This is a genomic window from Pseudoalteromonas sp. CO342X, from assembly GCF_004208915.1.
Classification (GTDB): domain Bacteria; phylum Pseudomonadota; class Gammaproteobacteria; order Enterobacterales; family Alteromonadaceae; genus Pseudoalteromonas; species Pseudoalteromonas maricaloris.
Window position 1 is genome coordinate 465,688 of the sequence record NZ_SGPH01000040.1, and the last position, 21,530, is coordinate 487,217.

General features: G+C 43.2%; 23 protein-coding genes. 9 read left to right on the forward strand and 14 right to left on the reverse strand.

The window, feature by feature from the left end; translation table 11 throughout:
• The first annotated feature begins 98 nt into the window (after positions 1-98).
• A complete protein-coding gene (locus EXT47_RS20895; RefSeq protein ID WP_130127477.1) occupies positions 99-1,049 on the forward strand; it encodes a cytochrome-c peroxidase in 951 nt (316 codons plus the stop codon).
• Positions 1,046-4,207, forward strand: coding sequence for an EAL domain-containing protein (locus tag EXT47_RS20900; RefSeq protein ID WP_130127478.1), 3,162 nt, complete (start codon positions 1,046-1,048; stop codon positions 4,205-4,207). The genes EXT47_RS20895 and EXT47_RS20900 overlap by 4 nt, the downstream gene beginning before the upstream one ends.
• Positions 4,208-4,343: 136 nt before the next feature.
• Here EXT47_RS20900 and EXT47_RS20905 read toward each other — a convergent pair whose 3' ends face one another.
• Together EXT47_RS20905 and EXT47_RS20910 are read right to left on the reverse strand one after the other, a co-directional pair.
• The gene (locus EXT47_RS20905; protein WP_019647463.1) at positions 4,344-4,631 is read right to left on the reverse strand and encodes a hypothetical protein; all 288 of its coding nucleotides are present in this window, start codon (positions 4,629-4,631) and stop codon (positions 4,344-4,346) included.
• A 27-nt stretch (positions 4,632-4,658) separates the two neighbouring features.
• Positions 4,659-5,276 carry an HAD-IA family hydrolase gene (locus EXT47_RS20910; RefSeq protein WP_223193534.1) on the reverse strand — a complete coding sequence of 206 codons (618 nt, stop codon included), beginning with the start codon at positions 5,274-5,276 and terminating at the stop codon, positions 4,659-4,661.
• A gap of 144 nt (positions 5,277-5,420) precedes the next feature.
• On the opposite strand from EXT47_RS20910, the gene EXT47_RS20915 reads away from it, so the two are divergent.
• On the forward strand, positions 5,421-6,176 hold the full coding sequence (locus EXT47_RS20915; RefSeq protein ID WP_039495499.1) for a DeoR/GlpR family DNA-binding transcription regulator: 756 nt from the start codon (positions 5,421-5,423) through the stop codon (positions 6,174-6,176).
• A gap of 84 nt (positions 6,177-6,260) precedes the next feature.
• On the opposite strand, the gene EXT47_RS20920 is transcribed toward EXT47_RS20915, so the two are convergent.
• Positions 6,261-6,752 (reverse strand): GNAT family N-acetyltransferase, encoded by a 492-nt coding sequence (locus EXT47_RS20920; protein ID WP_039495500.1) that lies wholly within the window; start codon positions 6,750-6,752, stop codon positions 6,261-6,263.
• A gap of 511 nt (positions 6,753-7,263) precedes the next feature.
• Here EXT47_RS20920 and EXT47_RS20925 point away from each other — a divergent pair.
• The gene (locus EXT47_RS20925) at positions 7,264-7,683 is read left to right on the forward strand and encodes a nuclear transport factor 2 family protein (protein WP_045988622.1); all 420 of its coding nucleotides are present in this window, start codon (positions 7,264-7,266) and stop codon (positions 7,681-7,683) included.
• A gap of 37 nt (positions 7,684-7,720) precedes the next feature.
• Entirely contained in the window at positions 7,721-7,957 is a 237-nt protein-coding gene (locus tag EXT47_RS20930; protein WP_039495403.1) for a helix-hairpin-helix domain-containing protein, read from the forward strand.
• 243 nt (positions 7,958-8,200) lie between these two features.
• Here EXT47_RS20930 and EXT47_RS20935 read toward each other — a convergent pair whose 3' ends face one another.
• The 3 genes from EXT47_RS20935 to EXT47_RS20945 form a co-directional block, all read right to left on the reverse strand.
• Complete coding sequence (locus EXT47_RS20935) at positions 8,201-8,554, reverse strand: VOC family protein (RefSeq protein WP_045988624.1); 354 nt, start codon at positions 8,552-8,554, stop codon at positions 8,201-8,203.
• 54 nt (positions 8,555-8,608) lie between these two features.
• Entirely contained in the window at positions 8,609-9,121 is a 513-nt protein-coding gene (locus EXT47_RS20940) for a hypothetical protein (RefSeq protein ID WP_130127479.1), read from the reverse strand.
• Between the two features lie 213 nt (positions 9,122-9,334).
• Complete coding sequence (locus tag EXT47_RS20945) at positions 9,335-10,207, reverse strand: LysR family transcriptional regulator (protein ID WP_130127480.1); 873 nt, start codon at positions 10,205-10,207, stop codon at positions 9,335-9,337.
• Between the two features lie 94 nt (positions 10,208-10,301).
• On the opposite strand from EXT47_RS20945, the gene EXT47_RS20950 reads away from it, so the two are divergent.
• Positions 10,302-11,675 (forward strand): MATE family efflux transporter, encoded by a 1,374-nt coding sequence (locus tag EXT47_RS20950; RefSeq protein ID WP_130127481.1) that lies wholly within the window; start codon positions 10,302-10,304, stop codon positions 11,673-11,675.
• Positions 11,676-11,715: 40 nt separating this feature from the next.
• On the opposite strand, the gene EXT47_RS20955 is transcribed toward EXT47_RS20950, so the two are convergent.
• Entirely contained in the window at positions 11,716-12,249 is a 534-nt protein-coding gene (locus tag EXT47_RS20955) for a dihydrofolate reductase family protein (protein ID WP_130127482.1), read from the reverse strand.
• Between the two features lie 86 nt (positions 12,250-12,335).
• Here EXT47_RS20955 and EXT47_RS20960 point away from each other — a divergent pair, with 86 nt between their 5' ends.
• Entirely contained in the window at positions 12,336-12,893 is a 558-nt protein-coding gene (locus EXT47_RS20960; RefSeq protein ID WP_130127483.1) for a TetR/AcrR family transcriptional regulator, read from the forward strand.
• 59 nt (positions 12,894-12,952) lie between these two features.
• Here the strand turns inward: EXT47_RS20960 and EXT47_RS20965 are convergent, their stop codons facing one another.
• On the reverse strand, positions 12,953-13,747 hold the full coding sequence (locus EXT47_RS20965; protein WP_240701644.1) for an AraC family transcriptional regulator: 795 nt from the start codon (positions 13,745-13,747) through the stop codon (positions 12,953-12,955).
• A gap of 144 nt (positions 13,748-13,891) precedes the next feature.
• Here EXT47_RS20965 and EXT47_RS20970 point away from each other — a divergent pair, with 144 nt between their 5' ends.
• Positions 13,892-14,272 (forward strand): DUF3224 domain-containing protein, encoded by a 381-nt coding sequence (locus tag EXT47_RS20970; protein WP_130127485.1) that lies wholly within the window; start codon positions 13,892-13,894, stop codon positions 14,270-14,272.
• Between the two features lie 19 nt (positions 14,273-14,291).
• Here the strand turns inward: EXT47_RS20970 and EXT47_RS20975 are convergent, their stop codons facing one another.
• The 3 genes from EXT47_RS20975 to EXT47_RS20985 form a co-directional block, all read right to left on the reverse strand.
• Positions 14,292-14,909, reverse strand: coding sequence for an HAD family hydrolase (locus EXT47_RS20975; RefSeq protein ID WP_069021016.1), 618 nt, complete (start codon positions 14,907-14,909; stop codon positions 14,292-14,294).
• A 159-nt stretch (positions 14,910-15,068) separates the two neighbouring features.
• The gene (locus EXT47_RS20980) at positions 15,069-17,570 is read right to left on the reverse strand and encodes an ABC transporter permease (RefSeq protein WP_130127486.1); all 2,502 of its coding nucleotides are present in this window, start codon (positions 17,568-17,570) and stop codon (positions 15,069-15,071) included.
• A complete protein-coding gene (locus EXT47_RS20985) occupies positions 17,560-18,273 on the reverse strand; it encodes an ABC transporter ATP-binding protein (RefSeq protein WP_130127487.1) in 714 nt (237 codons plus the stop codon). The genes EXT47_RS20980 and EXT47_RS20985 overlap by 11 nt, the downstream gene beginning before the upstream one ends.
• Between EXT47_RS20985 and EXT47_RS20990 the strand changes: the two genes are divergently transcribed.
• Entirely contained in the window at positions 18,272-18,892 is a 621-nt protein-coding gene (locus EXT47_RS20990; RefSeq protein WP_130127488.1) for an arylesterase, read from the forward strand. The two genes, EXT47_RS20985 and EXT47_RS20990, sit on opposite strands and share 2 nt — an antisense overlap.
• 68 nt (positions 18,893-18,960) lie before the next feature.
• Here the strand turns inward: EXT47_RS20990 and EXT47_RS20995 are convergent, their stop codons facing one another.
• The 3 genes from EXT47_RS20995 to EXT47_RS21005 all read right to left on the reverse strand — a co-directional run bounded on the left by EXT47_RS20995 (position 18,961) and on the right by EXT47_RS21005 (position 21,346).
• Complete coding sequence (locus EXT47_RS20995) at positions 18,961-19,701, reverse strand: reprolysin-like metallopeptidase (protein WP_039495419.1); 741 nt, start codon at positions 19,699-19,701, stop codon at positions 18,961-18,963.
• A gap of 15 nt (positions 19,702-19,716) precedes the next feature.
• Positions 19,717-20,418, reverse strand: a complete 702-nt coding sequence (locus EXT47_RS21000) for a hypothetical protein (RefSeq protein ID WP_130127489.1) — start codon at positions 20,416-20,418, stop codon at positions 19,717-19,719.
• 334 nt (positions 20,419-20,752) lie between these two features.
• Positions 20,753-21,346, reverse strand: a complete 594-nt coding sequence (locus EXT47_RS21005) for a 1-acyl-sn-glycerol-3-phosphate acyltransferase (protein WP_039495423.1) — start codon at positions 21,344-21,346, stop codon at positions 20,753-20,755.
• Positions 21,347-21,530: the final 184 nt, after the last annotated feature.

The following is a 21,530-nucleotide window of genomic DNA, read 5'->3' on the forward strand; positions in this document are numbered from 1 at the left end:
AAACACATAACTTCTATTGCTAAGCTTATTTTAAATCAAAATTTGCAATGCCGAATGTTGCTATCTTTTACACCAAGATGGCAACTTGGGCGGAGTGTATGCGAATTTGGAGTTTATTACTTTTTGCGTTTCCATTATTGGGAGCTGCAAATGAGCCAATTCTGCCACTCGAGCCTGAAATAGGGCTTGATGCCGATAAAGTCAGCTTGGGCAGATCACTTTTTTTTGATAAGCGGCTTTCCCGAGGAAACCAAGTTAGCTGTGCGTCATGTCACCAATTACCCAGTCATGGCGCGGATGTAAAGCCCCTTTCCAGTGGTGTTAATGGCGCACTCGGTGAGCTAAAAACTCCAACTGTTTACAATGCGGCTTTAAATATTCGTCAAGCGTGGGATGGCCGTGCGCAAGCGCTTTATGATCAAATCGACTCACCCATCTTAAACCCAAAAGAGCATGATATGACGTGGCCAGAAGTCGTTGCCAAGTTAAATCAAGATAAAACGCTGGTCGCGCAATTTACTAGAGTGTACTCGCAGGGAGTAACGCAGCACACGATAAAAGACGCAATAGCGACTTTTGAAGGGTCGTTAATTACGCTTAATGCGCCGTTCGATTTATGGCTTAAAGATAAAAGCGTAAAACTGCCTAGGTCGGCTATTGCCGGTTATGAGTTATTTAAACGGTATGGTTGCATTAGCTGTCATCAAGGGCGCAATGTCGGTGGTAATATGTTTGCCAAAATGGGCACCTTTGGTGATTATTTTGGCGATAGAAATACACCAATCCAAAAAGCGGATTATGGCCGTTTTAACGTTACCGGCAACGAGCAAGATCGCTTTGTGTTCAAAGTACCGAGCTTGCGACTTGCTAGCAAACAAGCATACTTTTTTCACGATGCTAGTCATAGCAGCCTAGAATCCGCCGTTGCGACCATGGCCAAATACCAACTTGGTCGCAATATATCAGACTCCGATATAAACAAGCTAGTTGCCTTTATTGACAGTCTAGCAGGACATCACCACGAAATGGATTTGGAAAACCACGAATGAAGAATAAGGCTTTCATTGGTGTGCAAGCGTTACTGCTGTGCGCGCCAATTGCGCTGTTTGCGTATTTTTACTCGCAGCAAGAGCTCAGCAGTCAAACACACCAAGCACGAGTTACCCTGCTCTTTGAAGCCAAAAGTATTGATGCCAAACTGGATGCCGCGGTGTTACAAATGCTTAGTGCACAGCTCAATCAATATGATGAGTTAGCGCAATTAGCACATGCAATCGACGCTTTGAATACACCACAGCGAGATGCATTATTTGCAGAAGCCACGCCCGACATTCGACAGCAATTTGATGCCTATCGTCAGCTACTCAGCAATAAAGTATTGCAAGTCGAATCCATTAAAACAGCGGCAGCAAATATTAAAAACAGCCTGCTTTATCTCCCCGAGTTGCTAATCGAGCTGGAGCAGAGTGAGCCCGAACTGGCAACCCACGCCAATAGAATGCTTGCTAATTTAATGTTGGGTCAGCTCTATGAATTTGTCGCAGAGCCTTTAATGACCATCAACTCTGAAAGTAGCTTAGAGCAGCTTATCTATCAGCATTTTAACGTTGCGCTTGCTAACAGTGCAGAATTAAAAAAGGCAAAACAACGCTTTTTGTCTTTGCCGAGTGACCAAGCTTTTTCAGCCCTTTACGCGGCATATAGCCAGCACCACAGTGAAACCATAGAAAAAACCAAGCATCAAAGTGAATTGCTTTTACTGCTGACCATTGTGCTATTTTTGCTCTTGATTGTGTTTGCAAATCGACTTTATGTGGCCAAAAATAAAATTCTGAGCACCAGCCAAACTTTGTCCGATGCCGTTGCGCGTTTAACCGAAGGCTTTGCTCTTTTTAGTCGCAGCGGCAATTTGCTGCTCTGTAACAGTGCTTGGCGTAATCATTTCGCAATTGCCGATAGCGAAAAAATGCCACGCAAACTAGAAGAGTGGCAGCAGCAGTTTGGAGAAATTTTTAACTCCGACGCCAATTTGCATCAAACCGAATCTGGCGCTTGGTTACAGGTAAAACAAACGAACACACACAATAATGGCCAAGTGTTTGTGAGTGTTAATGTCTCCCTTTTTAAACAAGCGGAAGAAGAGCTTCGCAAGTGGGGCCATGCCATTGAGCAAAGCCCCTCTTCTATTGTGATCACCGATCCTCGTGCTCGCATTGAATACGTTAACCCTAAGTTTGAACAAGTTACTGGGTATTCACTTGAGGATGTGAAAGGACAAACACCCAAAGTACTCGGCTCCAAACAAGGATTTACCGACTACAAAGCGCTGTGGCAAACCATCAAACAAGGCAAAGTCTGGCGTGGTGAGTTTTACAATCGCCGTAAGTCTGGAGATTACTATTGGGAGTATGCGTCTATTTCCCCGATTAAAAACCAGCAAGGGGAAATCATTAACTTTATTGCGATCAAAGAAGATATCACTGCACAAAAAAGCGCAAGTGCACAGCTTAAAACCGCAGCGGCGGTATTTAATGCAACGCAAGAAGGGATCATGACCACCAACGCAAAACTTGAGATCACCGCGGTCAATCCTGCTTTCACCAAAATTACTGGATACGAAGAACATGAAGTGCTCGGCCAACGACCTAATATTTTAAGTTCAGGTAAGCATGACAAACATTTTTATGAGCAGATGTGGAGCACCCTCAACTCGCACGGACAGTGGGCAAGTGAGATCTGGAACAAGCGTAAAGACGGTACTTTATATCCAGAGTGGCTAGCAATTAGTGTCGTGCATGATGACAAAGGGCTTGTGCAGCAATACGTTGCCATATTGTCTGATATGACCGAGCGCAAAGCGCAAGAAGAACAGATTGAATATCAAGCCTATTACGATGTGTTGACCGGACTGCCGAATAGAACGTTATTACTTGAGCGCATTGAGCAAGATATTAAACGCATGAGCCGCACTCATCATCAAAGTGCAGTGTTATTTATTGATTTAGATAGGTTTAAGCGTGTCAATGACACCATGGGTCACGAGGCCGGAGATGCCTTACTTATATCCGTAGCCAAGCGCTTAAACGGCCTGCTGCGTAAAAGCGATACCTTGAGCCGCTTTGGTGGAGATGAATTTGTATTGTTATTGAGCCAAATTGCGCATCCGGATCATGCAGCTCAAGTAGCCGATAAAATTGTCAAAGCACTGAGTGAACCATTTGTGATCAACGGCTTTGAGGTATTTACCGGGGCAAGCATCGGGATCGCGATTTTACCAAGTGATGCAAAAGATCAAAAAGAGCTATTACGACTTGCCGATTTAGCCATGTATAAAGCAAAAGAGGCGGGGCGCAATCAGTATCACTTTTTTGCGCAAGAAATGCAGCAACAGGTGAATCGTCGAGTTGAGCTGGAGCAGCTGCTCCGAGCTGCGCTTGAACATCAGCGCTTAACCGTACACTACCAACCGATTGTCGATACGGTGTCGGGTAAATTATATGGTGTCGAGGCGCTCATGCGCTGGCCAACTGATTTCGGCCAGTATATTTCCCCTGCTGAGTTTATTCCAGTCGCTGAAGAAAGCGGCCTAATTGCTCCTCTTGGTGAGTGGTTACTTGCTAAGGCATGTAATGATATTCGCAGATTAAATAAAGCGCTCGGTATGAATTGTTATTTGACGGTAAATGTCTCGAGTCAGCAGTATCGACTCGGCTTTAACGCCACTATCATTAAACAAATCATGCAGCAATCAGGCTTTCTTCCAGAGAACTTAACGCTTGAAATCACAGAAAGCATCTTACTTGAAGATGATAAAGCCGTAACCGCTTGGCTGCAAAGCTTAAGGGCAACGGGGGTCAACTTAGCAATCGACGATTTTGGCACTGGCTACTCTTCGCTTAGCTACCTGAAACGCTTCCCCATCAATATATTAAAGATAGACCGAGGTTTTATTCAAGATATAGATCAAAACCAAGATGCTGCCGTTTTGGTCAACGCGATTTTGTCGATGGCAGAGAGTTTATCGCTCAAAGTGATAGCTGAGGGCGTAGAACAACAAGGACAACTAGATTGCTTAAAAGGCTTGGGCTGTCAGTATGTACAAGGATACTTTTATGCCAAACCAATGGCGATTGAGGGATTAATTGATTGGGTTGAGCAATTTGCCATTGCATCGGAGCGAGCATCTCCTAAGTTGTGGTTGGATTGAAGTGTGTGGCTGTTAAATTGCAATATGGAGTGTTGTGATCCAATTAGAGCTGATATCTGGGTCCGTGAATAGGTTCCCAATCAAATGGCAACCCGTTCTAAATAGGTTGGCAAAGCTGTTTAGCTTTGCCAACTACTCAACGCAAAATGGCAGTTAGTAAAATTAAGATCTGTAAAAGTAGGCAAAGTACATTAGTAACAATGATTGCCATTCGCTGAAATCTCAGCCCATACATCAGCCAAAAACTAAACACCAACACATACCCGATTAAAAACGTAAAGGACAAGTTGGTTGGGCCTTGGCGCTCAAGTTCGCTAAGTAGCTGGCCGAATAATGCGATAAAACCGATACCGCCGAAGAACACACCGGCGAAATCCCAGTAGGTATCTTTCGTTTGATAAAAGCCTGTCAGCCATGTTTTCATTCGCTTACTTCCTCTGATAAGTAGATATCACTGATAGTGATTGATACGGGCAACAATATGGTCATGGTGAATAGTGCAAAAACGGTTAACTACGATTACGTCACAGCCAGCGCTAAGTGCAGATCTTACCCCTTGATCTGAGTCTTCAAATGCAAGACATTTAGAGGTTGCCACTCCCAGTCGTTTGGCCGCCAATAAAAATGGCTCAGGGTGAGGCTTACCTTGCCCAACATCATCTGCGGTAATTAATATTTCAGGAATAGGTAAACCTGCTGTGGTGAGTCGTGCAACTGCATTGTGACGATTTGCAGAAGTTGCAACGGCCCACTTGCGTTGCTGTGCTTTTATTTCGCTCAAAAACGATTTAGCTCCAGGAATGGCTGTGACGGTATGGGCAAGGTCGGCTTCTGCTTGTTCCAACAGCTCGACTTCATGCTGGCAATCTAAATGCGGAGTAAATTGTTCTATAAAGTCTTTGAAACGTGCACCTCTGCCCGTAGTTAATACCATTTCTAAATCGACATGATGTTTCTCACACCAAGGCGCGACGGCCTGTCGTACTGCAACTTCAGAATCAACAAGTGTGCCATCCATATCGAATATCAATCCCTGATAATGGTTCAGGTTGAGTGAATTAAGTGCCATTTTTACTCCTTATGATAATGTTTCATGCATAAACAAGCGTTTGTTGATATTAAACCGGCTTTACCATGCATGTTCATGCAAATAATACGCTTGTATCTCGATCTTTTTCAAGTAAAATTACGCAAAAACATGCAGGAACATGCAATGCTATTGGCAGAACGTCATCAATTCATTCTCGATCAGCTTAATTTACAAGGGCGGATCACCTCAGTGTCCTTGGCGCAAACGCTTGATGTGAGCGAAGACACAATCCGTCGGGATTTAAACAAACTGGCTGAGTTTAAGCTCCTGCGGCGTGTTCATGGTGGCGCTTTAGCGCTGCAGGATAATACTCCTGACTATATCGAGCGTTTAGATAAACCCGATACCAGTAAAATTCGTTATATTGAACCTGCCTTAGCGATGCTCGTGCCTGGACAAACGATAGTGATTGATTCTGGCGAGACGTGCCGTTATTTGGCACAACACTTACCTAAAAATATGCCGTTGACTGTGGTTACGGGTTGTCCACTGATCGCCAAAGAGTTGGCCTATCATTCGCTGGTGGATGTGATTTTACTGGGCGGCCCTATGTTTAAACCAGCAATGCGGGTGGTAGGCATGACGGCGATCGAAATGGTGAAACGGATCCGTTTTGATATTGTTTTTATGGGGATTTGCTCGTTCCATATTCATCACGGTTTTAGTGCAAGCTATATCGAAGAAGCGGAGATCCTCTCTGCGACTATTCGTCAAAGCGATCACACTGTGATTATGGGACCGAGTAATAAACTAGATAAAGTCGCTACTTATCAGATTGTTACAGCTAACGAAATTGACACAATTATTACCGATGAAGAAATCAATCCAAGCTTAAAAAAGCAGATTGAGTCGCTAGAGATAGCGCTGACTTTGGTCTAGGTTAATAATGAAGCCAACAAATTAATATGGATCTACTTAGCAACTAGGGTCGCCGACTGACTATTGAGCTAAGCAGCTGCATACCTAAGGCTTTAATAAGGCAAAAATGTGATTGTTATAGAAACGCTCATTTTTGAATATAGCGCGTTTTAACACCGCTTCTTGCTCAAAACCTGACTTCTCTAGTAGCTTCATTGATGCATGATTGTCGTCAAATACTGCGGCAAAGATCCGTTCAATATTAGTCTCGTTAAATACCTCTGAGGTAATGTGCAAAATGGCTTTATGAGTAATTCCTTTACGCCAATGGCTTTTTGCGAGCCAATAGCCTATTTCACCAGAGCGCTCATATTCAAACTCGCCAGGATTAACACCTATACAGCCGATAAGCTGCTGACCATCGCAAATCGCCCGAACATAGCTGTGTTTACTACCTTCATTTACCCACCACATGGCATCTTGCTCGGTGTAAGGTTGTGGAATTTTTGTTGATAAATACCGAACGACATCGGGATCGTTCAAAATCACGACCATGTTGGCAACATCATTGGCTTGGAACGGTCTTAGCTTGAACATTGAGCTCTCTTTCAATAAATTTAAACGTAAATTCATCAATAAGTTACCATTCCTTTTCGGGGTATACAATGCGTGCTTTGTGCAGAGAAAAGCAAGCTGGGGTTGATTGTCGTCATCTGACTTTATTTTGCGTATTCTGATTGCATTAAATAAGGTTAATTATTTTATGGACGAGGAATCTACAGTGCTCACTTTAAACCTTGCATCGCAAATTCTTCAATTGAGATTACCTAACCTTAACTCGGAATAAGAAGTTAGTTAAGCTACTAAAATACCTAAGTTCAAAAGCGTAATATCACTCTAGCCAGAAGTTACTTCGTAATACAAGGCAAATTTGTGCGTCAATAGCTAGCCTATTGCAAGCAAATTTAATGCAGTAGTAAGGGATAACAGCTGCTAGAGAACAAGTTGTTATCCCGAGTTCAGGTTACCTATATTGTTTTTATTGTGTTTGCCCTAATTAAGAGAGTGGGATTACAAATTAATTGCAAAGGACTAGGAAGAAAAAACGATGGATAAAAATACCTTAATTGAATTGGTGACTGAGTACTTTAAAAAGATTGATGCTGGAGATTCAAGCTATTTAGACTTATTTCATGATGAAGTGACTTTCTTTTTTCCAAAGTTTGGTGACGCTGTTGGTAAGCAAGCATTACTTGAGTTTGGCGATAAAATTGGCAGCTCACTCAACAGTATTTGGCACGATATTGCGCATTTTAACTTCATTGTGTCTGGAAAAACTGTTGTTGTTGAAGGGCGCGAAGGCGGTGTGATGCGTGATGGTACGCACTGGCCTGATAATCAAATTTCATCTGGCCGTTTTTGTAGTGTGTTCGAATTCTCTGATAACTTGATCACAAGAATGCATATTTATGTTGATCCAGACTTCTCAAGCCAAGATAGTGATAGAATTTCAATATTATCGCGCTAATGTTGAGCGTTTTGATAAAGAAAAGGATAGCTGAATTATGGTTTTCTCTGAAAGTGAAAAAAACACCTTACTCGCACTCAAGGGAGTTGGCCCTACGGTAATAAAGCGTTTTGAAGAAATCGGTATTTGCAGTTTGAGCGAACTTGCGACTTATGAAGTTGAAGAAATTGCTGAGCGGGTCGCTTCTATGTTGCGAACAACTTGTTGGAAAAACAGCCCACAGGCCAAAGCTGCGATCCAAGCTGCTATTACCAAAGCCAAAGAAGTAAGTTAACTGACTGGTTTATGGTGGTGTGATGTAAAGCCCCTTTACATTTAGTGGGTTAGATTTATGGGCTTGACCGCTCTATCATCCGCAAGTGAGAGTATGAGTCAACCGTCTTACATCGGGTTGCAACTTAAACTACAGGTTTTTTAAATCAGGGCTCCTTTGGAGCAATGAATAAGGGAGTGTTTGCAAGAAAGCTCCCTTATTATTTGTTGCTACGAATAATCAATCTGCTGCGATAAAAGTAGCTTACTTTTCGTGTTGCAGCACATTCACTAAGTAGCCAAATGGATCCCGAACATAAAAGCGGCGCACACCCCAGGGCTCCGACACGGGTCCATACTCAATCTGTATTTGCTCCGCAACAACTCTATTCAAAGCGGTGTCAAGGTCGTCGACTTCTATGGATAATTGAGGCACAGGCGTTCCTGATCCCCCTTCAGATGCCACACTAATTTGTGCGATCATTTCTTCACCTGAACTAAAAGTTTTAATCCAGCCATGGTCCATGACAAGCTCAAGACCAAAGACACGTTCATAGAATACTGCGGCATCCTCAGGGTTGGGGGTGTTAATATTTGAAATAATCCGTTTTACTTTCATTAGACTAAGCTCCAAATATGTCTAAGCGTGCGCTTAAAACGTTGTCTCACCGCCCTACTGAGAAGCGGCTGCTATAAAGTTGAGATCAAAACGTCCGTCCGGATCTTCTACTTTGATAAGCTCGTTAAGCGGTTTGTTTTTTAACGCCTTATTTTCAGCAAAGATGTCTAGTAATAGTGGTTTTACTTCGTTTCCGCATAGTGCCTCGGCGAGCGCTTCATGAGATAGCTTGAACAACATATCCATATTCTCGTCCTCGTCTTCAACGAGTTCTATATCTTCCCAGCTTTCGAAAATGTCTCTCAGTTTACTGACTTCTGGACAATCATCTTCAAAATCAGACAAGATGATAAACTCGTCTGAAGCAACGTTTTTATGCTGCTCGAAACGGCTGTCGGGCAGGCTGTAGATATTCCAATTTACATCGTAATGCCAAAATTCAACAGATAACGACATATGAGAATAAGTACTTTGATTTACATAAAACTTTAACTCGTTGATACGCTTTTTAATGAGCGTAATTAAAACGTTTTCGTAGGCTTCAATAAGCGTATTTTTATCAAACATAATGTATCCTAACTGCAGTCTTAAACAATAAAACTACGTGCTCCTAAATTGGTTCTCAGTATTATTTCCACTCTACTATGTAAATGTGAACTTTTGTTACTGGTGTTTGCTAAAAGGAAATTTATCCAAAACAGATCAATTTAACCATCAGTGTAGAAAAAATACCAGCCTATGCAGAGCCTGTGTGGCTTTAATTTGACAGTATAGGTTTACTCAGAATAAGTTAGCTGTTTCGTTATAAAGCCACTGCACAATAGGGCCTTTGCTTTGATCTCTGCGTTGCACTATGCCCATTTCGACGACTAGAGGGTTAGGGATATGTTCGGTTGATAGCTCGAACAGTTCTCCCATGTACCACGGCGTATTGACAACATGTTCAGGTACTAATGCCCAACCAACGCCTCTAATGACTAAACCCATGATGTAATAGTAACTGTCAATGTGCCAGTGACTTGTGGATATGGCTTGTGACTGAGTATTACCAATGCGGTCGCGTATTACGAGCTGCCGATGTCGATTTAGCTCTTCAATACTCGGGGCCGAATGTTGTGCAAGCGGGTGGTGAGGGGAGCAAATCAAGATTTGTTTAAAGCTGTTTATCGAAGTGAAATCCAGCGATTTTGGCAATGGTTTTTGGTGAAATAAAATGCCTATTTCTGCCCTTTTTGCGCTTACCCATTGTGCAATATCGTCTTGGGAGCCATTAATAATGGCTAATTTTAATAGCGGAAATTGCTGAGCTAATCGTTCAAACAATGATTCAAATGCGATGATGGGCACTGCTTCATCCATGGCAACGGTGAGAGACACCTCTTCGCCACTATTAAGAGAATTGGCTCTTGATTGCAGTCGCTGACATTGCATGAGCACCGCTTCGGCTTCTTTAAACAGATCGAGACCAGCTTGATTTAACACAGGCAGCCTGGCGGAGCGGTCAAAAAGTGCAAAGCCTAGATCGGCTTCCAGATTGGCAATTGCGGTGCTGACCCGAGATTGTGCCTTTCCCAAGTATCTTGCCGCAGCTGAAAATGACCCCAACCTGACGGCGGTGACAAAGGCTTCAAGTTGATCGAGTGTCCAATGCATAATGATTAACCTATCCGAATTTCGGATGGATACTAACTTTGACCAATCTCAATTACAAGGATAATAACGGTTTTTCTTGCTTAAGGATTTCATCATGCTGTTAGATTCAGCGAGCAAAACTCCCACAAAAGACGCTAACGTTACCCGCACTTTTTGGCGTTATACTATCCCTGCCGTTGTCGCAATGGTGGTCAACGGATTGTACCAAATCGTCGATGGTATTTTTATTGGTCACTACCTTGGTGCTCAGGGGTTGGCCGCTGTAAACCTTGCTTGGCCCATTATCGGGATAATTATTGGTTTTGGCGTTTTAGTCGGGATAGGATCTGGCAGTTTGCTGTCGATTTATCGTGGCGCTGGCGACAATACAGGTGTGCCGCAGCTGATGAGCACCAGCTTTTGGCTCATCGCTATCTTGACTGTGGTTGCAATGATTGTCCTTGTATTATTCGGACCGAGTTTGCTCGAGCTTCAAGGTGCATCGGGCGGGCTTTTACATTCCAGTTTGGCCTACTTACAGGTATTGAATTGGGGTGCTGGGGTTACCATTGCGGCAGGTGCACTGCCGTTACTACTAAGAAACAACGGTAAACCAGAAATGGCAACAGCGTTGCTAATTATAGGGGCGCTCAGCAATATAGTGCTCGATTATTTTATGATTGTGAAAATGCAATGGCAACTGCCCGGTGCTGCATTTGCTACGCTGATTTCACAAGGGATAGTCGCACTTGCGGCGCTCTACTTTTTGCTCACTTCTAGTGACGAAAGTAAACCCAAAGGCGCGTTTAATCAGCCACTAGCTCTGGAAATACTAAAGCTAGGCGCTGCAGGGTTGGTGATGTTTTTATATTTTGGCTTTATCGTTGCGTTACACAACAAGCAGTTGCTGATATTTGCCAGTGAAGTTGAGGTGGCAGCTTTCGCTGTGGTTGGTTACCTTGGCGTTATTTACTATTTTATCGCAGAAGGCGTAGCGAATGGTGTCCAGCCGCCCATCAGTTATTATTATGGAGCAGGCCTTTACCAGCGCATTCACACTATGTTTAAGCTGGCACTCAAAGTGAGCTTGGGTGTTGGTGTGATGATGGTAACGATGTTTTATCTGTTTCCGAAGGATGTACTTGGGCTCTTCAGTGAGGATTTGGCTTTGCTCAACGCGGCCGAGCGTGGTTTGCAGCTGCATCTATCCACGTTATTCTTGGATGGCTTTATATTTCTTACCTCGATGTACTTTGTTGCGGTAGGCAAAGGCGGTAAAGCGTTGGCTATTTCGCTTGGAAACATGCTGGTGCAATTGCCGTTTTTATATTTATTGCCCTTCTGGTTTGGTGTTGATGGGGTGTGGCTTGCGGTACCTATCTCAAACATCACGTTAACCGTTATTATCATCCCTCTGCTTTGGCGTGATTTATATCAGTTAAAGCATGCAGATATGGAAGCTACGTCAGGTGATAAGCCGTGCGCTTAGTTGCATACTGTAGGCGCTTACTTTAAGCGCCTTCTTAGGGTTATCTTTGGCGTATGTAGTAATTTTTTACCACGCAATCTAAATATCTCACAGCATTCACATGTCTAAATTTAAGCGGTTCGTTTAATTCTCCGAATAAAGGTATTCCGCCACCTAAAATAGTTGGAATGGTCGTGATAATTAGCTCATCAATGAGATCTTGTTGAAGAAAGCTTTGTATGGTTTTTCCGCCATCAATGTAAAGGTTTTTAAAGCCCTGCTGAGCCAGTTGTTCGGCGATATCTGTCAGTTCACCTCGCACAAGCGATACCTTATCTGAAAAAACTTTTGGTACTTCTTTAAGCGTATTACTTAATACAAAAACAGGTTTATTGTATGGCCATTCGCAATCAAATCCTTGGATTGTCTCAAAGGTATTACGTCCCATGATGATGGCATCTACGCGGGCCATAAAATCGGCGAACCCCAAGTCTGAACCTTCAGGGTTGGGTAAATCGTGTAGCCAGTCTAAGCAGTTGTTTTTATCCGCGATAAAGCCGTCTAGGCTTGCCCCGATATAGACGATGTTTGCCATTTTATACTCCAATTGAACCCTAAACCATTTCAAGATAAAATAAATTCTGCAATGTAGAATTTATTTTATCTTAGCGAGAGTAAACAATGAGTGTCAAGGAGAAGAAGCGTGGCCGACCGTTAGCGGAAGGTGAAGCACTAAGTCAGGAGCGGATCATACAAGCAGCCAAATTGCAGATGAAGGAAAGCAGAAAAGTGCCTAGTATTCGAGCGTTGGCGAGCAACCTAAATGTCGATGCGATGGCAATGTATCACTACTTTAAAAACAAACAGGCTTTGCTCGAAGCTTTGACCTGCTCTTTAGTCGATGAAATATATGAACCTAGCTGCGATGAACCGTGGCAAATAGAACTACAAAAGCTCAGTGCAAGTTATTTACAGCTACTCGATGACTATCCAGGGTTGTTAACTGTGCTGCTGTCAATGGACTCAGTAGGTCCAGCTCAAGTATTTCAAACTCGATTTGAAGAAGTGACCCAATCGCTTAAATTAAAAGGACAGGCACAACAAGATGCGATTAACTTACTGGTTGATTATTTACATGGGGTAGCACTCGCTATGGAGTGTAACCCAGATAGAGAAGCGTTAAATGTCTCGATGACAAGCGGTGCAATTGCACTAATTTGTAAAGCGATTGAGGCTTAAGTGTCATTGCGTTGTGGCGTTGTAAAGGGGCATTACAACACATAGAGGCGAAGTACCTGTTAGGGGCGCTTGAGATAACGGTTTGGAGTGGTGCCGATTATTTCTTTAAAATCTCTTATAAGGTGGGACTGATCGGTATAGTCCAACTGAGCAACAATATCTGCCATCGTAGTCACATTGGATTCAAGCAGTGCAAGTGCTTGGTGCAGGCGATACTTTCGAATTAGCCATTTAGGACTAAAACCGATGTAGTGTTGGCAAAGCCTTTGTATTTTTCGTATTGGCATGTCGCAGTGTTTAGCAAGTTGCTCAACCGTAAAAATATCGCTGTGATCTTGCAAGGTGTTGAGAATATATTCAGCCATAGCAGCACCTGTGCTTTGAGGGAGTGTAAACGACATTAAAAATTGTGATAGCACTTTTACCCGCTCTGCATCATCACTTGCCATGGTTAATGAAGAAACCAGCGGACTCGATGGCACATCGCAAAGATGCTCCCAAGAAAAGGTTTTATCGACACATGCCAAAGGGGTGATATTAAATTGCTCCACTAGGGCACCGACCCTAAATTTAACCCCCAAGAGCAGCCCTTTTCCACGCATTGTGTAATCGTATACTTTGCTTACAGGGCCAATAATTTTTATTTCATCGGTACTTTGCAGCAAATGAAAGTTGGGATCTGGTAAGTTTCTTTGTATATGAGTTTTATTATCCGGCAAACACCAGTCGACAAACCAAAATTGCTCGACAAGATCTTTTAACTCTGTACATGGGAAATACCGTCTAAGCTGGTAGTTTGGCGCGCTTTGTTGTTGGTGAAGTACGCCGTTGATTGGGCTAAGGTTAGATTTCATCGCTGCCTTGTTATGGATAGAGCTTATTGTTTGATGTCGTGTTTTTACAATACCAATTTTAAATTGCGTGCTAGATTTAAAACAAGCTGCATGAAACTGCAGAGCAAGGTCAAACTCTTCTACTATAAAATTAAGGGAAATGCGATGCAACTAACAGGTGTGTACGAAATTATCAATTGGCAAGAAACCACAGAAAAACAATTTGATGATGGTGCTAAACTCTCCAAAGCCGTGGTGAGCCTCAGTTATGAAGGCGAAATTGAAGGCAGTGGCGAAGTTTATTATCAGCTTCACTATACCGAAGAAGGAGATGTTGAGTTTAATGGCTTTGAAGCAGTAACCGGGGGCTTTTCTGGGCAACAAGGTAAGGTTGTATTGATGCACGATGGTCGTTTTAAGCACGGTAAAGCACATAGTAATTTTACGGTGGTACAGAGCGATGTTGACGCGATTGCGGTGGGTGACAAAGGGTCATTTGAGTCGACTGAGGGAAAAAAGGCAAACTACCAAATAACACATAACTGATAGCTTCAATGTTATTGCGCTAGGCTAAGTAGCGGTGTCTTCTCATGTCTAGCGTGTACAGCGCATCAACTAACTCAGCAAAGTGACTAATGACGACATCTGCTTGCTCTGCGTAGTGAGGTTTGTCATTGGGGGCAAACAAGCATGACGGCATATTGGCGTTATGTGCTGCCTCTATATCGTAGAGGTAATCGCCAACATAAACACATTGATAAGGTGGCACTTGCCAGGTCTGAGCAACTTGCAGCAGTGCGGCTGGGTCTGGTTTGGCTGGCGCGTCGTCTCTCGTTAAAATCAATGGAATTGGCAATCCCGCTGTTTTAAGCTTCAATCGCGCCGCTTTTGCAAAGTTTCTGGTCACAACGGCAAGCGGGACACCCATTCTCGAAAGGTGCGCAACAGACTCCTTAACCCCAGGAATAACTTCGCAGTGCTGTGCGTCACATAATTCATGTTGGTGGACGATGTTCATGGCCTCTTCACGCATGTAAGGTGAAGGCAATGTACTGATAAAACTGAGTAAGTCTTGCCCTACCGGACAGCCAATTTGTGCCCGAATAAGTGAGAAGTCGAGTTCAGATGTCACTAGTGTGCCATCTAGGTCAAAAATGATGCCTTTAACCGGTATCCTATCCATTTTTAATATCCTTTGGTTTCGCATGTGTACTGCGTAGCCCTAATTAAAGGTAGGTACGTAATTGAAGTTTGTAAAGATCAAGACGATGGAGTTTTGCTTTTGCGAGATGAGTGGCTCACTGATGGTAACGGTGAGCCACTTTTTAGACTTTTCGAAGTTCTATGCGAGTTTGCGTAGTAGCCCTTGCGTGTTTTGTTTCATAGTGTTCGCCACCATAAAGTAACCAATCACAGCGACGAACGTTGCGCCAGTTGCAGGCCCTAATAGCCAAATATAGGGGTGCAAGCGGCCATCTACATCGAATGTTTGGACTTGGATCACCAAAAGTGCAATGTCACTGACCACGGCAGCTACCAGCCCTGCTAATCCGCCAAGTAATAAAAACTCATAAAGCGTGGCGAGTTTTATCAAACGACCTTTGGCACCGAGTGTGCGCAAGATAACGATTTCTTGCATACGTTCGGCAAGGCTCGCCTGAACCTGAGAAATGAGCACCAAAGAACCGCTGATAAGCACGATACTAAGTACAAAGCTAATCGCCAGTGAGACTTGAGAAATCATCGACTGCGCCTGTTTGAGTTGGCTTTGAATATCTATCATGCTAATTGTTGGATACGCTTTCAAAAACTGACTAATAACCTTAGTGTCTGCTATTTCAAGCTTGGCGGCAGTAAAGTAAGTCACTGGGAATTGGCCGGCGATTTTATCGTTAAATATCATCACAAAGTTAGGTTTCAGCGAGCCCCAATTGACACTACGTAAACTCGTCACTTTGGCTTCAATTGTTTGGCTATTGATTAGGAAGCTAAGCGTGTCCCCCACTTTTATCCCTACCCGCTCGGCAAGCCCCTGGGCGACGGAAACTTGAAGCGCATCAGAGTCGTCAAACCACTCGCCATCGACTACTTCATTGCCCGCTGGCAATTCATCTAGCCAGGTAAGGTTGAGCTCTCGCCCTACCCCTTCTCGTGCATCTTCGTCTTTTTCTTCACCTTCTTGTAGTGAGACCCGGCGCGCAAATTCTTCGCCATTCAGCGCATTTACACGGCCCAAAAAGACGGGATAAAAATGTTCATGCTTGATGCCACTTTCATCGAGTTTGCTTTGCATTGGCTGAATTTCTTGTTCCATGATATTGATAAAAAACGCATTGGGTGCGTCTTCTGGAACTTGCATCTGCCAATCTGAGATCATGTCATTTTTCAGCACCACTAAAAACAACATTAATTTGATAGCCAGAGCAAAGCTAATTAGCTGTACCGCATTTGCATTGGCACGTTTTTGCAGTGTGGCAATGGCTAAAGACCAACTTGAGCCCGGGCTCAACCCTAGTTTTCTGCCCGCTGAAAATAATAGTCGTGAGATCACGTATAGTACGGCCATGAGTAGCAAGGTTGCGCCGAATAAAATCGCGGTGATCTTAATATCGCGACTAAATAGCCACATTAACCCAAAAATAGTTAACACTGAAAGCGCCATATGAATTCGGCTAATCGCGATGGTGTCTCCAAGGTTGCGTCTTAGGACGCGCAGCGGCGGGATATCAAATAAATCTAATAGTGGTTTTAATGAAAACATCATTGCGCATACCACACCCACGGCAATGCTCAACAGCCAAGGCCTAAACCCTGCTTCAGGCAGGGCCGTATCCATAAAGTTAATCAGATAAGCGGCTCCTATACTTTGCAGTCCGTAACCGATAGCAAGACCGGCTACAACGGAAAAAAAGGTCACTAAAGAAAGGTGTAAAAGATAAATACGGCGGATGGTTTTGCGACTACCACCGAGCGTTTTCATCATGGCGACGGGATCATATTGGCGCTCACAATAGCGCTTTGCAGAAACCGCCATCGCTACGGCAGCGAGCATGATCCCAAATAGTCCAGCAAGGAGCAAAAAGCTCTCTGAGCGAGCTAAGTTTTCACCCAAAGGTGATTGCCTGTCTTTTATTCCCTGCCAAGATTGGTTGCTCTTGAGTTGTGGCTTGAGCCAAGTGTAGTACTCTCCCAGCTGCTGCTCTGAGCCCGAAAATAGTAGGCGGTAGAATACTCGGCTCCCGGGTTGAATGGCTTTAGTCACTGCAATATCATCATGATTAATAAGGACGCGTTTGTTCCCCGCCAGCGAGAAGAAAGGGGCATCAGGCTCGCTAATAAGCACCTTACTCACGGTAAACTGCCCTGCCCCTATTTCTACCACGTCACCAATTTTAAGGCCAAGGGAATAAAACAAGCCTTCGCTGAGCCATACATTGCCCTTTTTCGGAGCGGCTTGAACTTGGTAATTCTCACCATTAAGGCTATCTCTTAAAGTAAGCTTACCTCTAAGTGGATATGTCTCTGTCACTGCTTTTAGCGCGCCAAGTATTAACTCATCGTTGGCAAATAACATCGAGTCAAAATATACTTGCTTGGCGGTATTTAAGCCAAACTCTCGTGCTGTGGTTAGTACTCTGTCGTCGAAATCATGATTGCTTGAAAGCCGCCTGTCAGCAGCAATAAAATCTGCGGATTTTTGTTCTAGATTCAAACGGATCCGCTCGGTAATGGAAGACAAGCTAAACACTGTCAATACTGCAAGCGCAATTGCAGCTAGAATGATGGTGAGCTCGCCTCGCCTAAATTCCCTAGAGAATAAAGTAAGTGCTAACTTAAACCACATTGACGGCCGCTCCTTGTTTTATTACTTCTAGTTTTCCAGCTTCAATATGAATAATGCGATCACACTGTTGAGCGAGTTGCTCATCATGGGTAACAAGCACCAAAGTGGTGCCATTTTCTTTGTTTAGGTCAAACAGTAAACGCTCGATAAGATGGCCGTTTTTACTGTCTAAATTGGCCGATGGCTCGTCGGCGAATAAGATTTTGGGTTTGCCAACAAAGGCTCTGGCGATGGCCACTCGTTGCTGTTCGCCACCCGAAAGTTGTGAGGGGTAGTGCGTTAGACGATGAGACAAGCCAACCTTTTCTAATAACTCTGTCGCTTGATTTTTTGCATCTTTGTCCCCAGCTAATTCAGCAGGAAGCATCACATTTTCAAGCGCCGTTAGGCTTTGCACTAGCATAAATGACTGAAATACGAAGCCGACTTTTTCTGCTCGCAGTTGAGCTCGAGCTTCTTCATCCATTTTTTGTAATGATTCGCCATCTAAATGAACTTCTCCTTTGGATGCGATATCTAAGCCGGCAAGCAAACTAAGTAAGGTTGACTTACCAGAGCCTGAAGCGCCAACGATTGCCACGGACTCACCTGACTTGACAGTGAAATCGATATCACTAAGGATAGTAAGATTACCTTCGACGGTAGAGACCTGTTTAGTAAGGCCTTTTACTTGGATCATATTTAACTGAGAAAGCACTGACATGAAGTACTATTTCCTAAAGTTGTTGTTCATACTTGTTATTGTAATGACGCCGTTAAGCGCAAATGCCAAGCAAAAACTCATGATAGTTGGTGATAGCTTAAGCGCCGCTTATGGCCTGAAACAAGATGATGGTTGGGTTAAATTGTTACAAAATAAATACGAAACAGAACAAAATCCGATCGAAATTATCAATGTTAGCGTTAGCGGTCAAACAACAGGTAATGCTGTGGCAAAAATAAATCAGCAATTGAAAACGATTTCGCCTACTCATGTATTAATCGAGTTGGGCGGTAATGATGGCTTGCGCGGTTTCCCTGTGAAAAGGTTAAAGGCAAATCTCACACAGCTGGTGCAATCTAGTCAACAAGCAGGCGCCAACGTTGCCGTAATGGAAATCCAAATACCTCCTAACTTAGGTCCACGTTATACCAGTATGTTTACCGAAAGCTACCAACAAGTGACAGAGCAAACCGGTAGCTACCTAATGCCCTACTTTATGTTAGAAGTGGCGGACAAACCGGAGTTAATGCAAAACGATAACCTACACCCAAACAAAGAAGCACAACCTCTAATCCGCGACTTTATGTATCAAGAAATAAATCAATGGCTGGCAAAGTAAGCACGAAAAAAACCCGCTAAGAGCGCGGGTTTGGGTGTGTTTTAGTTTGAAATTTGAACGTAAAGCGATTACTTGAAGTTTGCGATGCTCGTTTTAGTCGCATCTACCGTTTTCCAAGCATATGATTGACCAACTACACCATAAGGTACACCGCCAAGAGACCAGTTCGGGTTAGCGAAGTAGTCGTACTGTGTTGCATTACCAAATACATGTGGATAAGCCATGATACTAGCGAAGTTGTCTTGTACGCCGTGGCCCATGCCATCAACGTATACACCACCGCTGGTGTCACCTTGTTTGCGTGAATGCGCTAGACCTTGGTTGTGACCAAGCTCATGAACAAATGTTGTTGCACCACAATCGATACCTGTAATGCTGAACATACGGTTGCTCATGCTTGAATATAGGTTGCCATTGCTACCTTGACCTACCCAAGCTAGACCACATGTGATGTAGTTACCATTGCGCTCACCTGTACCAAGTACTGCAACCATATCTGCACGCCAAGTATTACGTAGGTTAGCTACATAGCTGCTGTTAGTCACAGAATCTAACCAAGCACTCGTTGGTGTGATGTTGTAGTTACCTAAGTTTTGCGTACCTGCAAGGCGTAGTTGCAGATCGATACCATTTTGGCTGTAAACTTGGTTTGTAAACGCAATCAACTGATTGATTTTAGTATTAATGTTTGATGTAGCAGCCGCTGACTGATCAGTATAAAGAATGCCGATATCAACGGTGACTGCTGATGCGCTTGCAGATAGAGCGAGTGCTGTTGCCAGCGATGCTGCCTTTACTGTTGTATTCATTGTTTTTCCTTTCTTTTAGTTAACGTTACTTTTGGGTTGAAAAATATCTTCCTTCACAGAAACTGAGTTATGTTCTGTTTCGTCATGACTATCATGCGGATGCAGTTCTTCTTCTTTGTGAGAACGATATAAGTCTCGCTTGGCTGCGATCCAGCCAAATTGGTCTTTTGACTCGAATACATAGTTGCCGCTTGGTGCGGTGAGTTGACCATATACGGCGTCTTTGCCTACCGTCAAAACGGTGGTATGGAAACGACCATCAGCACCAGTGACCTTACCAAAGACGCTTTTATCGCCGTTTTCTGCTAAGGATATGCCGGTCACTTCTGCTACAAATGACTCTTGTGTTTGCGGAATAAGCAATTCAAAGTTATCGCCGCCTTCTAATTTTCTGAGTGTAGGTAAGTCAAACTCAATATAAGCTTCATTGTTTAAGTCTTGTGGTAAAACCTTTGCGGCTGACAGCACGGCTTTTGCTTTATTCGATACCTTATTCACCGCATAAAAGTCGCTACTTTTTTGTATTGGCGCTGTTGTGGTGATGGCTTGCTTAGAACCTTGTTCAAGCGTGTCAAGCTCTAGGGTCGCCTTCGACTCACCTTCTGTGTTGTTCGAAACTTGAATTACATTTGCATGTGAAAGTTGAGCTTCAGGCATCATTTTCCAAAAAGCAATTCCAATAAAACCAACAAGTAATGCAACAATGAGCAATCGCATAATCCACCACGAATACGTTAATAAGTGGTGAAATACTATTCATTTTGAGGGTTTGTGATCAACTTTAAATTTACCAAACGTTTTCATTTGTATTCATTAAAATTAAATATCTTCATGATATATATGTATAAATCTCATTAACAAATCTTTACAATGTGGTGTGGTTAAATGTGTTAAGCAGTGGGGTTGTCAAACTAATGTAACTAAAGTGTGTCTTTTTAAAGTGATTGATTAAATTGACTTTATTTTTTCAATTAGTGGCATTATTTATCTGTTAGTCTCTATCTAGTTGATTTGTATATTTAAAGTTTTCAGCTTTAGTTGACGCTTTTATTCATAGTCCTGATGCGTGTTCAGGGTATTTTGCCATTTGTTTTGAAAACTGTTGTTTGACTTGGTGAAGTAACTGATCTGGAGTGAGCTCTGTAGTATTGTTAATCGCCGGCATAACAACAAAAGTTTTACTACGGTAGTCTATTGCCATAGGCACAATGGGGACTTTGGCGGATTGTGCGATGTAGATAAAACCTTTTTTCCATTCTGAGGTGTATTTACGAGTCCCTTCTGGGGCTAAGCCCAAAATTAATTTGTCGTTGGCATTGAAGATATCGCGAACCTGCGTGACCATACCATGAGGTGTATCTCGCCTAACCGGAATACCGCCCCATTTGCGTAATAGCCAGCCAAATGGTGGGATAAAAATGGTGTGCTTGCCTAAAAAACGAATTTCAACATCAAGTGCAAGCTTGACAGCAATGCCAATAAAGAAATCCCAGTTTGATGTATGCGGCGCGACGGCTGCTACGAATTTGTCTTCACATGGGAAAGTGCCAGCTATCCTCCATCCCATCATCTTAAGCATCAAGTTTCCAAGCTTTCGACCAATAGGGCTGTTCGAGCGTGGGATATTAGGTGGAATATTGATCAAGGTAATGGCCTTCTTTGTTTTTGTTATTTATTGGTGGTGAATTTATTTTAGTAGACAGTTTTGGGGCTTGTTGACCTTTGCTGCAAAAACAAAATTGAAAGATAAGCAGGCCATAAGTACCAAACGCAGGTGTGCGATGCCATCATATAAAATGAACTACTGATTAGGCAGAGAAATCTACAAA

What these genes read in the sequence shown, in the direction of transcription:
- EXT47_RS20895 (WP_130127477.1), top strand. Translation starts at nt 99, where the DNA reads ATGCGAATTTGGAGTTTATTACTTTTTGCGTTTCCATTATTGGGAGCT.
- EXT47_RS20900 (WP_130127478.1), top strand. Translation starts at nt 1,046, where the DNA reads ATGAAGAATAAGGCTTTCATTGGTGTGCAAGCGTTACTGCTGTGCGCG.
- EXT47_RS20905 (WP_019647463.1), bottom strand. Translation starts at nt 4,631, where the DNA reads ATGAAAACATGGCTGACAGGCTTTTATCAAACGAAAGATACCTACTGG.
- EXT47_RS20910 (WP_223193534.1), bottom strand. Translation starts at nt 5,276, where the DNA reads ATGGCACTTAATTCACTCAACCTGAACCATTATCAGGGATTGATATTC.
- EXT47_RS20915 (WP_039495499.1), top strand. Translation starts at nt 5,421, where the DNA reads ATGCTATTGGCAGAACGTCATCAATTCATTCTCGATCAGCTTAATTTA.
- EXT47_RS20920 (WP_039495500.1), bottom strand. Translation starts at nt 6,752, where the DNA reads ATGTTCAAGCTAAGACCGTTCCAAGCCAATGATGTTGCCAACATGGTC.
- EXT47_RS20925 (WP_045988622.1), top strand. Translation starts at nt 7,264, where the DNA reads ATGGATAAAAATACCTTAATTGAATTGGTGACTGAGTACTTTAAAAAG.
- EXT47_RS20930 (WP_039495403.1), top strand. Translation starts at nt 7,721, where the DNA reads ATGGTTTTCTCTGAAAGTGAAAAAAACACCTTACTCGCACTCAAGGGA.
- EXT47_RS20935 (WP_045988624.1), bottom strand. Translation starts at nt 8,554, where the DNA reads ATGAAAGTAAAACGGATTATTTCAAATATTAACACCCCCAACCCTGAG.
- EXT47_RS20940 (WP_130127479.1), bottom strand. Translation starts at nt 9,121, where the DNA reads ATGTTTGATAAAAATACGCTTATTGAAGCCTACGAAAACGTTTTAATT.
- EXT47_RS20945 (WP_130127480.1), bottom strand. Translation starts at nt 10,207, where the DNA reads ATGCATTGGACACTCGATCAACTTGAAGCCTTTGTCACCGCCGTCAGG.
- EXT47_RS20950 (WP_130127481.1), top strand. Translation starts at nt 10,302, where the DNA reads ATGCTGTTAGATTCAGCGAGCAAAACTCCCACAAAAGACGCTAACGTT.
- EXT47_RS20955 (WP_130127482.1), bottom strand. Translation starts at nt 12,249, where the DNA reads ATGGCAAACATCGTCTATATCGGGGCAAGCCTAGACGGCTTTATCGCG.
- EXT47_RS20960 (WP_130127483.1), top strand. Translation starts at nt 12,336, where the DNA reads ATGAGTGTCAAGGAGAAGAAGCGTGGCCGACCGTTAGCGGAAGGTGAA.
- EXT47_RS20965 (WP_240701644.1), bottom strand. Translation starts at nt 13,747, where the DNA reads ATGAAATCTAACCTTAGCCCAATCAACGGCGTACTTCACCAACAACAA.
- EXT47_RS20970 (WP_130127485.1), top strand. Translation starts at nt 13,892, where the DNA reads ATGCAACTAACAGGTGTGTACGAAATTATCAATTGGCAAGAAACCACA.
- EXT47_RS20975 (WP_069021016.1), bottom strand. Translation starts at nt 14,909, where the DNA reads ATGGATAGGATACCGGTTAAAGGCATCATTTTTGACCTAGATGGCACA.
- EXT47_RS20980 (WP_130127486.1), bottom strand. Translation starts at nt 17,570, where the DNA reads ATGTGGTTTAAGTTAGCACTTACTTTATTCTCTAGGGAATTTAGGCGA.
- EXT47_RS20990 (WP_130127488.1), top strand. Translation starts at nt 18,272, where the DNA reads ATGAAGTACTATTTCCTAAAGTTGTTGTTCATACTTGTTATTGTAATG.
- EXT47_RS20985 (WP_130127487.1), bottom strand. Translation starts at nt 18,273, where the DNA reads ATGTCAGTGCTTTCTCAGTTAAATATGATCCAAGTAAAAGGCCTTACT.
- EXT47_RS20995 (WP_039495419.1), bottom strand. Translation starts at nt 19,701, where the DNA reads ATGAATACAACAGTAAAGGCAGCATCGCTGGCAACAGCACTCGCTCTA.
- EXT47_RS21000 (WP_130127489.1), bottom strand. Translation starts at nt 20,418, where the DNA reads ATGCGATTGCTCATTGTTGCATTACTTGTTGGTTTTATTGGAATTGCT.